The organism is Streptomyces sp. NBC_00536, from assembly GCF_036346295.1.
In the GTDB taxonomy this organism is placed as follows: domain Bacteria; phylum Actinomycetota; class Actinomycetes; order Streptomycetales; family Streptomycetaceae; genus Streptomyces.
The window spans coordinates 8,299,065-8,311,926 of sequence record NZ_CP107819.1; the positions used below are offsets into that span (position 1 = coordinate 8,299,065).

4 protein-coding genes are annotated in these 12,862 nt (G+C 74.9%); all 4 read left to right on the forward strand.

The genetic code is table 11. The features are described from left to right. Positions 1–51: 51 nt before the first annotated feature. Positions 52–1,047 carry an alpha/beta hydrolase family protein gene (locus OHS33_RS35745; RefSeq protein ID WP_330334589.1) on the forward strand — a complete coding sequence of 332 codons (996 nt, stop codon included), beginning with the start codon at positions 52–54 and terminating at the stop codon, positions 1,045–1,047. 74 nt (positions 1,048–1,121) lie between these two features. Next, complete coding sequence (locus OHS33_RS35750; protein ID WP_330334590.1) at positions 1,122–1,742, forward strand: hypothetical protein; 621 nt, start codon at positions 1,122–1,124, stop codon at positions 1,740–1,742. A gap of 601 nt (positions 1,743–2,343) precedes the next feature. After that, positions 2,344–3,801, forward strand: a complete 1,458-nt coding sequence (locus OHS33_RS35755) for an amidase family protein (RefSeq protein WP_443065492.1) — start codon at positions 2,344–2,346, stop codon at positions 3,799–3,801. A 145-nt stretch (positions 3,802–3,946) separates the two neighbouring features. Continuing rightward, complete coding sequence (locus OHS33_RS35760) at positions 3,947–12,640, forward strand: type I polyketide synthase (protein WP_330334592.1); 8,694 nt, start codon at positions 3,947–3,949, stop codon at positions 12,638–12,640. Positions 12,641–12,862 lie beyond the last annotated feature (222 nt).

Consider the following 12,862-nt stretch of genomic DNA (forward strand, 5'->3'; position numbering starts at 1 on the left):
CGGCCAGGTGCGACGGCTGGCGGCAGGGGTCCATCGAAAGGCACGCTCGTCATGAGCAGTCCCACACGCACGACCGACGTCCTCGGCTCGCCCGCGCCCGTGCTCTCGCCCGCGCCCGTGCTCTCGCCCGCGCCCGTACTCTCGGTCAGCCCGGTGGTGCTGCCGGCTCCCGGCCGCGCCGTCGACCTGCAGGTCCGCGTCTCCGCCCCGATGACCGGGGGCGAACTGCCGGTCGTCCTCCTCTCGCACGGGCTCGGCCCCTCGAACAACCTCTCCTCCCTGAACGGCTACGCTCCGCTCGCGAACTTCTGGGCGGCGCACGGCTTCGTCGTGATCCAGCCGACGCACCTCGACTCCAGGACGCTGACCCCTGGTCCCGGCGCGCCCGGGCCCGTAGCGCACTGGCGCACCCGGGCCGAGGACATGAAGCGCATCCTGGACCAGCTCGACGCGATCGAGGCCGCCGTCCCGCAGCTGCCCGGGCGTCTCGACCGGAGCCGGATCGCCGTGGCCGGGCACTCGATGGGCGGGCACACCGCGAGCCTGCTGCTGGGCGCCCGGCTCACCGACCCGCACGACGGAACCGAGGTGGACCTGGCCGATCCGCGGATCAAGGCGGGCGTGCTGCTCGCCGCACCCGGGCGAGGCGGGGACGCCCTCACCGAGTTCACCGTCGAGAACTACCCGTTCTTCCTCACCACGGACTTCTCCACGATGACGACGCCCGCGCTCGTGGTCGCCGGTGACCGGGACGAATCCACCTTCCTCACGGTCGCCGGCCCCGCCTGGCACACCGATCCGTACGTGCTCTCCCCGGGCCCCGCCTCGCTGCTCACCCTGTTCGGCGCGGAGCACGGGCTCGGCGGGATCTCCGGATACGACGTCGCCGAGACCACGGACGAGAACCCCGAACGGGTCGCCGCACTCGCGCGGCTCACCTGGGCCTACCTGCGCAGCACGCTCTACCCCGGGGATCGCGCCTGGCAGGCCGCGCAGGACGCACTGGCCGCCGGCTCCGACCCAGTCGGACGGGTCGCATCCAAGTAGGAGAGCGGGCGCCCCCTCAACGCGTCATGGGAGGATGCGATTCGGCCCCGGGGGAGTGGAGAGGAGCGGACTGCATGGGACTCGATTACAGCTACGAGATCATCACGCCTGCCCAGAACGTGACCCGGGCGCTGGCCGAGCTCGTCGAGCTGGCTCCGCGCACCCGTCGGGAACCGCCGCTCACGCTCACCCTGCCGGGCGGTGACCAGCTCGTCGTCCCGTTCACGTCAAACTTCAAGAGCGATCCCGTCGATTGCTCGACGGACAGCGTGCTCGAACTCGACACGTCCCTCATGGTCGGCGTCGATGACGCGGTGCGCGAGTACGTCGAGGGCCGCGTCCTCGAACTCGACGAACTCGGAAGGGCAGAGATCGGGTACGTCTACCTCACCGCCCGGTTGGCACCCGTGCAGCACCCCCGTCACGCCTCGCTTCAGTTCACTGCGGCCACATCGGGGATGAGTCGGATGTTCGAGCGCTCCGCGAGCATCAGAGCGGCGTTCACCGGCCTCACCGCCGCCAGCGGCGGAGTGTGCTGCCTGCTCGATACCGAGGGTGACACCTTCCACGTGTGCTGGTTGAACGGCCAGGCGATCGACGAGACGGTCCCCGGCCCCCGTTTCGCGAACTACCGCGACCTCGCGGCCGCCTGGCCCGACCCGGGCCGGGGCTTCCGCCGGGCCGAGTCTGAATGAGGCCCTGGAAGGGCCTGGCCGGGGTGCAGACCTGTCGGCAGACGACCGGTACCGGCGTCTGTCCGGCCGGCGCGGGACCCGCGCCCGGTGACCGAGGAAGCCGCGTCTCACCGGGCCCGCTTCTCCGCCGCGGCCGGCAGGGGACGCTGCGCTGCACCGTGGTCACTGCTCCTGCCCCTACCCCTGCCCCTACCCCTGCCCCTGCTCCTTCTGCCGCCCGGCCCCGGGCCCCGCGGACGCGGCCCGACGACGCCTTGCGGAGCGCACTCGTCTGCGGCAGGGCGCTCTTGTGCGGCAGGTCGGTCTGTAGTCGGCTGTGCGGATGAACCCCCCGCAGACACCGACTTCCTTACGGACCTCGCGCACCACCCCGCCGCGCCGCCGGAGGGCCGACGGCCGCGGCGGCGCAGCCGTGCTGGTGGCCGCCGCGCTCGCCGGTTCCCTCTGGGCCGGAGCCCCCACCCAGCCCGCGCGTGCGGCCACCGCCGAAGGCGCCGGTACCACGAGTACCACCAGTACCACGGGCACGGCGCCACAACGGGACCCCGCCCGACTCGCCCTCGACCTCGACACCGTCACCATCGTGCAGCTCCAGGCCCGGATGGCGGCCGGGTCGCTGACATCGTCGGAGCTGACCCGTGCCTACCTGGAGCGGATCAAGAGGGTGGATCCCACGATCCACGCCGTGCTCCGTACCGATCCGACCGCCCTCTCCCGGGCCGCCGCCAGCGACGTACGGCACCGCGACGGCACGTCCCTCGGTCCGCTCGACGGCATTCCCGTACTGATCAAGGACAACGTCGAGACCAAGGGACAGTCGTCGACGGCGGGCTCACTCGCCCTCGCGGGGAGTCCTCCGGCCTCGGACGCCGCTCTCGTGACCCGCCTGCTGCGGGCGGGCGCCGTGATCCTGGGCAAGACCAACCTGTCCGAATGGGCCAACTTCCGTGCGCAGAAACCCACCTCGGGATGGTCGGCGGTCGGCGGGCAGACCCGCAACCCCTACGTGCTCGACCGCAACCCCTGCGGCTCGTCCGCGGGGTCGGCGGCCGCGCTCGCCGCGTCACTGGCGCAGGTGGCGATCGGTACGGAGACCGACGGCTCGATCGTCTGCCCGGCGGGCATGAACGGCGTGGTCGGACTCAAACCGACCCTCGGCCTGGTCAGCGCCCAGGGGGTGGTGCCCATTTCGGCCGAACAGGACACGGCCGGTCCCATGGCGCGCAACGTCGTCGACGTCGCCCTCACCCTGGCGGCGATGTCCGGACCCGCGCCGCGCGAGGACGGCAGCGCCGCAGTCCTGGCAGGTGGCCCCGCAGACCAGGAGGCCGGGCGGCTGAGCGGGCTGGTGAGCGGTGGCGATCTGCGGGGCAAGCGGATCGGCCTGTGGCGGCTGCCCGTGCTGGGCGAGGCGGTGGACGCGCTCATGACCCGCACGGCCCGGCGACTGCGGGACGCGGGCGCCCAGGTCGTCGAGGTGACCCCGCCCTACCAGGAACGGCTCGCGGCCCTGGAGTTCCCGGCGCTGCTCAGCGAGTTCCACCGCGACATCGACGCCTACCTCGCCACTCGCAACGGGCCGCACGACCTCGCCCAGCTCATCGCGTTCAACCGCGGCAACCCGGCGGAACAGAGCTGTTTCCCTGGCCAGGAACTCTTCGAGCAGGCCCTCTCCGCCCCGCCGACCACCGACGCCGGATACCTCGCCGGGCGGGCGGAGCTGCGTGACCTGTCGCGGCGTTCGATCGACGAGACGATGGCCGCGCACCACCTGGACGCGATCGCCGCACCGGCCAACCCGCCCGCCTGGACGACCGATTGCGCTCGCGGTGACAACGACGTGATCCCCTCGTCCACACCGGCGGCCGTCGCGGGCTACCCCTCGCTCAGCGTCCCCGCCGGATCCGTGGGCGAACTCCCCGTCGGCGTCCTCCTGATGGCCGGCGCCCACCAGGACGCGGCGCTCCTCTCCTTGGGGGCGGCGGTCGAGCGCCGGCTCCAGGCCTGGCGGGCGCCGCGCTACCTGCCGACGACCGGCCCCGGCGCCGCCGGGCGCTGACGCGGCTGCTCCGGCGGCGAACATTCGGCCGGAGCGGCAGGCAACCCCTCGGTCCGTGCCCGCATCCTCAACCACGAGTCCGTCCAGGGGGTTTCGAGTCAGGGGTTTCGAACAGGTGAAGGATCACGTGGGTACGGTGGGTGCGGTGGGCACGGACGCGGACATCGTCAGGCCGCTCCCGGTGCTGCTGCGCGAGCACGCCCGGAGCATGGGGGAGAAGGTCGCCTTCGAGGACCGCCGTACCCGGCTGACCTACCGTGATCTGGAGCGGAGGACCGGGCGCCTGGCGGGTCATCTGGTCGGTCTCGGCCTGGCGCGCGGAGAGCGGGCGGCGATCCTGCTCGGCAACCGGGTCGAGGCGGTCGAGAGCCTGCTGGCCATCACCCGGGCGAGCGCGGTCGCCGTGCCGCTGGACCCCGCCAGCCCCGCGCCGGAGCTGGCCCACCTGCTGGACGACAGCGGAGCCCGCGTGATCATCACCGATCGCGCCCGGCTTCCCCGGCTGCTTCCGCTGCTGACGGCGCGCCCCGGTCTGACCGTGCTGGTCGCCGATCCCATGGACGACGAGGCCGTCGCCCCGGAGCACGGCCACCCGAGCACGACCGCGCAGTCGCCCGGCCGGGCCCGCCCGCGAGCGGGCCGCTCGCCCTTCCAGGTCCCCCTGCGAGCGGGAGCCACGGATCGCGTCGAGCTGCGGTACGAAGACCTGTTGGGCACCGATCCGGCGACCCCGGCGCCGGACGACCTCGGGCTGGACGAGGTGGCCTGGCTGCTCTACACCTCCGGCTCCTCCGGGGCCCCCAAGGGCGTCCTGCTGACCCAGCGCAACCGGCTCGCCCCGGTGGCCGCCGGACTCGTCGGCGTCCTGGACATGTCCCCGCGGGACCGGCTGCTGTGGCCACTGCCGCTGCACCACGCCATGAGCCACGTGGTCTGCGTGGTGGGAGTGACCGCGACCGGCGCGAGCGCCATGATCCAGCCCCGGTTCGCAGTCGCGCCGGTACTCGCCGAACTGCGCCGTACGGACGCCCCGTACACCCTCCTCGGCGGGGTGCCGACCACGTACTCCGCCCTGCTCGACGAGGTGCGGGGCAGCGCCGTCCCGGGCACGCGCGCCCTGGGCACGCGCGCCCTGGGCACGCGTGCCCTGCGCGGGTGCGTCAGCGGCGGTGCCTCGGCGGGGCCCGCGTTCCGCCGCTCGTTCGAGGAGATCTGCGGCGTCCCTTACCTGGAGCACTACGGCAGTACGGAGGCGGGCCCGGTCACCATGGCGGCGCCGGGCGACCCGGTGTCGGCCGAGTCGTGCGGCCGGATCCTGCCCGGAACCCGGGTCCGGGTCGGTGGCGAGGCGGACGGACAGCGCGTCGGCGAGGGCGAGTTGTGGGTGTGCGGGCCCGGGGTGATGGCCGGCTACCACGGCCGGCCGGACGCCACCGCCGAGGTGCTGCGCGACGGCTGGTTCCGGACCGGAGACCTCGCCCGGGTCGATGCCGACGGGGAACTCGTGATCACCGGCCGGGCCGGTGACCTGATCATCCGGGGCGGGGCGAACGTCCACCCCTCGGAGGTGGAGGCGGTCCTGCGGCGGCTGCCCGGGATCGCGGATGCCGCCGTGGCCGGTCGCGCGCACCCCGTCTTCGGCGAAGTGCCGGTCGGCTACCTGGTCCGCGAGCGGGGCCGGCGGCCCGGCGACCGGTTCGATCGCGCCGCCATCCTGGCCGCGTGCCGCCGTGAGCTGTCCGCCTTCAAGGTCCCCGCCGAGCTGTACGAGGTGGAGGAGGTCCCCCGTACCGCTTCCGGGAAGGTACGCAGGAACGCGCTCGCCGACGTGCCCGCGCGGCTACTGGAAGGGGCACCGGCCGAACGACCGCCTGCGGCTGCGGCCGCGGAGCGTCCGACGACTCCGATCCGGGGCTCGGCGACGGACGCGACGGATCTGCCCGACGTGACGGACGCGACGGACGTACTGGCCCTGGTGGTGCGCGCGGCGGCCGACGTCCTGGGCTGTGCGCCCGAGGCGGTGGAGCCGGCGACGGCGCTGCGGGACCTGGGCATGGACTCGTTGACGGCGACGGTGCTGAGGGAGCGACTGTCCGCGGCCACCGGGCTCCGGCTCTCCGAGGCCGTCGCCTTCGACTTCCCGACGGCCGCCGCACTGGCCGCCCACCTCGGAGCGCTCGACGCCGCCGAGCGGGCCGCCACCGCACCGGCGCCGCGCCCGCGTCCGGGCCCGGGCCCGGGACGCCCCGGTGACGCCGGCGCCGACGAGGGCGACGATCCGGTGGTCATCGTGGGCATGGCCTGCCGCTACCCCGGTGGGGTGAGCACCCCCGAGGAGCTGTGGCGGTTGGTGGCCGACGGTACGGACGCCATCGGCCCGTTCCCCGCCGACCGCGGCTGGGACACCGACGGGCTCTACGATCCCGATCCCGGCCGCCCCGGGCACACGTACGTGCGCGAGGGCGGTTTCCTCGCGGGCGCCGGCCACTTCGACCCCGGATTCTTCGGCATCTCGCCCCGCGAGGCGCTGGCGATGGACCCGCAGCACCGGCTCCTGCTGGAAGTGGCCTGGGAGGCCGTCGAACGTGCCGGGATGGACCCCAAGACCCTGCGCGGATCGGCGACCGGGGTGTACGCCGGGCTGATGTACAGCGACTACGCGGGCCGTTTCGCGGTGACGCCCGCGCAGGTGGAGGGCTACCTGGGCATCGGCAACGCCGGCAGCGTCGCCTCCGGCCGCATCGCGTACACCCTCGGCCTGGAAGGGCCGGCCATCACCGTGGACACCGCCTGCTCCTCGTCCTTGGTCGCCCTGCACCTGGCGGCCCGGGCACTGGGCCGTGGCGAATGCGACCTCGCTCTGGTCGGCGGGGTGACGGTCATGTCCACACCCGCGTCGTTCGTGGAGTTCAGCCGACAGCGGGCGCTGTCCCCGGACGGCCGCTGCAAGGCCTTCGGGGCGGCCGCCGACGGTACGGGCTGGGGCGAGGGCGTCGGGATGCTGCTGCTGAGCCGCCTGTCTGAGGCACGCGGTAGGGGCCTCAGCGCCCTGGCCGTGGTGCGCGGTTCGGCGGTGAACCAGGACGGTGCGAGCAACGGGCTGACCGCTCCGCACGGCCCGGCCCAGCAACGCGTGATCCGCCAGGCCCTCGCCGACGCCGGGCTGACACCCGCGGACGTCGACGCGGTCGAGGCGCACGGCACCGGCACCCGGCTGGGAGACGTCATCGAGGCGGAGGCGTTCCTGGCCGTCTATGGACGGGAGCCGCGGCAACGCCCGCTCTGGCTGGGATCGGTGAAGTCGAACATCGGCCACACCCAGGCCGCCGCCGGGGTGGCCGGCGTGATCAAGACCGTGCAGGCGATGGCGCACGGCGTACTGCCGCGGACCCTGCACGCCGAGGAGCCGAACCCCGCCGTGGACTGGCCGTCGGGGCGGGTGGCCCTGCTGACCACGGCCGTGCCGTGGCCCGCGGCGGACCGCCCGCGCCGGGCGGGCGTCTCCTCCTTCGGCATCAGCGGGACCAACGCGCACGTCGTCCTCGAAGAGGCTCCGCCGGAGGACCGTCCGCGGAACGAGCCCCCCGCACCCGCCGCCCCGCCCGCACCCGCCGCCCCGCCCGGACCGTCGCGAGCGCCGCTGCCGTTCGTACTGTCGGCCCGGAACGTGCCGGGGCTGCGCGACCAGGCCGGGCGTCTGCTCGACCACCTGGAAGCCTCCCCGGACGCCGCGCCGGCCGACGTCGCGTACTCCCTCGTCACCACCCGTTCGAGCTTCGAGCACCGGGCCGTGGTGGTGGCCCGGGACCGGGCGGAACTGCTCACCTCGCTACGCGCGCTGGCCGAGGGAAAGAACCGGCCGGGCGTACACACCGGCGCCACCCGCACGCAAGGCTCCCTGGCCTTCCTCTTCACCGGGCAGGGAAGCCAGCGCCTCGGGATGGGTAGGGAGCTGTACGGACGACGGTCGCTGCATCCCGCCTTCGCGCGGTCCTTCGACGAGTGCTGTGCGCTGTTCGACCCGCTGTTGCCGACACCCCTGCGCGATGTGGTGTTCGCCGCCGACGGCACCACGTCCCGCAGGGGTGGCGACGCCCTCCTGCGGACGACCCGGTTCGCGCAACCGGCGCTCTTCGCCCTGGAGACGGCCTTGTTCCGGCTGCTGGAATCCTGGGGCGTGCGCCCCGACCTGGTGGCCGGGCACTCGATCGGAGAGGTGGCCGCGGCACACGCCGCCGGCGTGCTGTCCCTCGCGGACGCCTGCACCCTGGTGGCGGCCCGGGGCCGGCTGATGGACGCGCTGCCGGGCGGCGCGATGGCCGCCGTGGCAGCCGGTGAGGACGAGGTCGCCGCCCATCTGGCCCAGGTGGCGGGGGTAGTGGAGATCGCCGCCGTGAACGGGCCCGCCTCGGTGGTCGTTTCCGGGGACGAGGGCGCGGTGGGCGAGACCGTCGCCCGTTTCCGTGCCCTCGGCCGGTCCACGACGCCGCTGCGCGTGAGCCACGCCTTCCACTCGGCCCACATGGCGCCCATGCTGGCCGAGTTCGCCGAGGTAGTGGGCCGACTGTCCTTCGAAGCCCCCGAACTCCCCATGGTCAGCGCGGTATCGGGTCACGCGGCCACCGACGAGGACCTGCGCACACCGGAGTTCTGGGTGAACCACGTGCGCCGACCGGTCCGGTTCGCCGACTCCCTGGCACACCTCCGCGAGCGCGGGGCGTCCCGGTTCGTGGAGATCGGTCCGGACGGCGTCCTCACCGCCCTGGCACGCACCTGCCTCACCGCACCGCAGCCCGATCCACAACCCGATCCGCAGCCGACCCCGCAAACGCCCCGAACCCCGGCCCCGCTGGTCCTCCCGACACTGCGCGGCAACCGACCGGAAGCGGGCGCACTGCTCGACACCGTGGCCGCGCTCCACGCGGACGGCGTTCCGGTCGACTGGCGAGCCGTCTTCACCGGGCGCGACGCACGACGCACCGCGCTGCCCACGTACGCGTTCCAGCGCCGCCGCTTCTGGCTGGACGCTGATCCGCCGCACCGGCCGGCCCCCGAACAGGGCGTCCCGGACAGGTCGTTCCTCCGCTCCCTGACAGCCACGGCGGACGACGACGGCCTGCTGCTGGAGGGGCTCCTCTCCCTCCGCGAGCACCCCTGGCTGGCCGACCACGTCGTGGCCGGCACCGTACTGGTGCCCGGGGCCGCCTTCGTGGAGATGGCCCTGTACGCGGGCGCGCAGGCCGGCACGCCCGTCGTCGAGGAACTCACCCTGACCGCGCCCCTGCCGCTGCCCGCGGCCGGGAGCCTGGAGCTCCAGGTGAAGGTGGCGGGCGCGGACGGTACGGGCGGGCGGGCCGTCACCGTCCACGCCCGCCACCGCGGCCCCACGGCGGGCACGGCGGGCACGGGCCCCTGGCGCCGACACGCCACGGGGACGCTCGTACCACAAGGGGAACCGGACCGGGGACGGCTCGCCACACCGGCGGGGGACCGTCCCTGGCCCCCGTCGGGCGCGGTCCCGATCGACCTCGACGGCCCCCCGGGGACGCCGCCGGCCGCAGGAGCGTACGCGCGTCTGTCCCGCTCCGGACTCCGCTACGGGCCCGCTTTCCAGGGGCTGCGCGCCGCCTGGAGGCTCGGTGCGGAGGTGTACGCCGAGGTGACCCTGCCCGAGACCGCCGACGTCACCGCGTCGGGCGCGGCCGCGGCCGCGACGGAATTCGCCCTGCATCCCGCACTGCTCGACGCCGCGCTGCACACGGTGGCGCTCGCCGCTCTCCTCCCGGCGACGGACCGGGCACCGGGGGAGGACGAGACGCCTCCCCGGCACGAAGCGCGCGCGGAATCGGTCGCCTTGCCGTTCTCCTTCACCGGGGTGCGCCTGCACGCCGCTGGTGCCCGGCGGCTGCGGGTGCGCCTGATGTCGCCCACGGCACCAGGCCCCGCCCGGCCCGGAGGGGCGGCGGACGCGCCGCCCGGCCACGTGGTCCCCGGGGCAGACGGCCGGATCGGGCTGGAGCTGACCGACGAGACGGGCGCGCCCGTCGCGACGATCCACCGGCTCGACCTGCGGCCCTCGGCCCCGTCGCCCACCGATCCCGCCGTGGGCGAACCGCCCGCCGCGTCGCTCTTCCGCACGAGCTGGGCACCCGGGCCACCGGCGAGCGCGGACGCTCCGGTGCCCAAGTGGGGCCTGCTGACCGGCGCCGGGCCGCGGCACGCCCTGGCGCTCGCGGGCTCCGGCGTCCCGGTGTACCCCGACCTCGCGGCGGCGGTCGGCGACGCACCGGCGATCGTCGTCGCCCCGTGCCCCGCACCCGGCGTCGCCACCGACGGTGACGGTGACGGCGACGGTGACCACAGCCCGGCCGGGCAGGTGCACCGAACGGCCCGATGGGCCCTGGCGCTGGCGCGGGCCTGGCTGGTGGAGCCCCGCCTGGCCGACTCCCGCCTGGTCCTCGTCACCACCGGCGCCGTCGACACGGGCACCGCCGAGCCGGACACCGGCGCCGAGACCGGTACCGGCACCCGTGCCGTTAGGGGCTCCGCCACGGGCGACCCAGGACTCGCCCAGGCCGCGGTGTGGGGACTGATCCGCTCGGCGCAGCGCGAGAACCCGGGCCGTTTCACCCTGATCGACCTGGACGACGACCCCCGCTCCGCGGCCGCGCTGCCCGCACTGCTGTCGGGGGCGCAGCCCGAGACCGTCGTGCGTCAGGGGGTGCCCCACCTCCCGCAACTCGTCCGCCTGCCCGGGACGGCGGCCGAGGCGGAACCCGGACGGCGCCTCGACCCGCGGGGCACCGTCCTGGTCACCGGCGCGAGCGGCTCGCTGGGGATGATGACGGTGCGTCACCTGGTCGCCGCGCACGGCGTCCGCCATCTGCTGCTCGCCGCCCGGCGCGGCTCCGCGGCACCGGGGATGGCCGAGCTGTGCGCCGAACTGTCCGCACGGGGTGCTCGGGTGACGGTGCGGGCGTGCGATGTCGCCGACCGGCGGGCACTCGCCGCCCTGCTCGACGACGTACCGGCGGCGCACCCGCTGACCGGGGTGGTGCACACCGCGGGCGTCCTGGACGACGGCATCGTCGTGGCGTACGACGGTGAACGGCTCGACCGGGTGCTGCGGCCCAAAGTGGACGCCGCCCTCGCGCTGCACGAGTTGACCGCGGACCGCGACCTCGCGCTGTTCGTCCTCTTTTCCTCGGTGGCCGGCGCGTTCGGTTCCGCCGGGCAGGCCGGCTACGCCGCGGCGAACTGCGTCCTGGACGCCCTGGCCCGCCATCGGCGCGGGCTCGCCCTGTCGGGGACCTCGATCGCCTGGGGCCCCTGGCGGCAGAGCGGCGGCATGATGGCGCACCTGACGGAGCGGGACCTGTCGCGGATGGCCCGCGCCGGCTTCGCCCCGCTCGCACCGCAGGAGGGCCTCGCCCTTTTCGACCAGGCCGTTCGCGGCGCCGACCCGGCCCCGGTGGCGGCCCGCCTCGATCCGGCCCGGGTGGCCGCCGCCCGCCCGGGCACGCCCGATGCCCCGCGCACCCCGCCCACCCCACCCACCGGTACGGCCGTCGAGAACGGCCAGGCCGTCCGGCCCGCCGCACCGCGCCCCACACCGCTCCCCGCACTGATCCGACGCCTCGCCGACGCGCCGCCCCCGCAGCGCGCCGACCTGCTGCTCGGCGAGGTCCAGGCCCTGGCGGCCGAGGTGCTCGGCCACACGGAGGACGACGGGGCGATCGACCCGGACGACCTGTTGGCGGACTGGGGGCTCGATTCCCTGGCCGCGGTCGAGCTGCGCAATCGCCTCGCGACCGCGACCGGCACCGCGCTCCCGGCCACGCTGCTGTTCGACTTCCCGAGCCCCCGCGCGGTCGCCACCCACCTGGCGCAGCGGTACGCCCCACCGCCCCCCGAGCAGACCCGGACCACGGATCCGCACGCCGCCACTGCTACCGCGGCGGGCGGTCCGGCGCCCGAGGAGCAGCTCCCGGATTCCCTGAGCGGCCTCTTCCGCGCCGCCTGCGCACGGGGACGGACCATGGACGCGATGGGGTTGCTGACGATCACCGCGCGCCTCCGCCCGGCCTTCGACCGCGCCGAGGCGCTGACGGCCGCGCCGCCGGCCGTTCCGCTCGCCTTCGGCGGAACGGGACCGCAGTTGCTCTGCTTCCCGGCGCTGAGCGCGCTCTCCGGACCGCAGGAGTACGCCCGGCTGGCCCGGGGGCTGCACGGACTGCAACCGGTCACGGCCCTGCCGCATCCCGGTTTCCAGCGGCCGGAGCGGCTGCCGGCCACACTGGACGCCTTCGTCACCGCCCAGGCCGCCGCCGTCCGGGCCGCCGCGGACGGCGAGCCGTTCGCCCTCCTCGGGCGTTCCGCGGGTGGCTGGGCGGCCCAGGCCGTGGCGGAACGCTTGGCGACGGAGGGCGCGGCCCCGGCCGCCGTCATCGTGCTGGACACCTATCCCGCCGCCCGCGCCGACGCCGACGAAGCCCTCTCCCAGATGACGTCCGACATGCTCGGCCGGGCCGCCCGGTTCGCCTCCGCCGACCCCGACCGCCTCACGGCCATGGCCGCGTACTTCGCCCTGTTCTCCGACTGGCGCCCCGCGCGGCCGGCGGCCCCGACCCTCTTCGTCCGTGCCGGGGAACCCCTCCCCGGCACGGCACCGGCCCCCGCATGGCCGCTGCCCCACAGCGAAGTCACCGTTCCGGGCGACCACTTCACGCTCCTGGAGAGCCACGCGCGCTCCACCGCCCACACCGTCCACCAGTGGCTGGCCGCCCTACCCCAGGCCAGGTCAGATTTTTCCAATCCAAGCCCGCCAGTGGGCCGGTAGGTTCCCACCCCGGCCCGGAACGAGCCCCCACGGCTGTGGAGGGATGCATGATCGCGTTCCGGCGGACGTCCACGGGGTTGGAGGGGTCTTGGTGCCTGGGGGTAGTGGCAGAGCGCGATTATCCGCGCGGTCGTGGCTACGGATGATCGTCTTCGCGCTGGCGATGGCTTTGGTGGTGTCACTGGCGCAGGCGGGGAGCACGCCCCCCGCGTCGGCGGCATC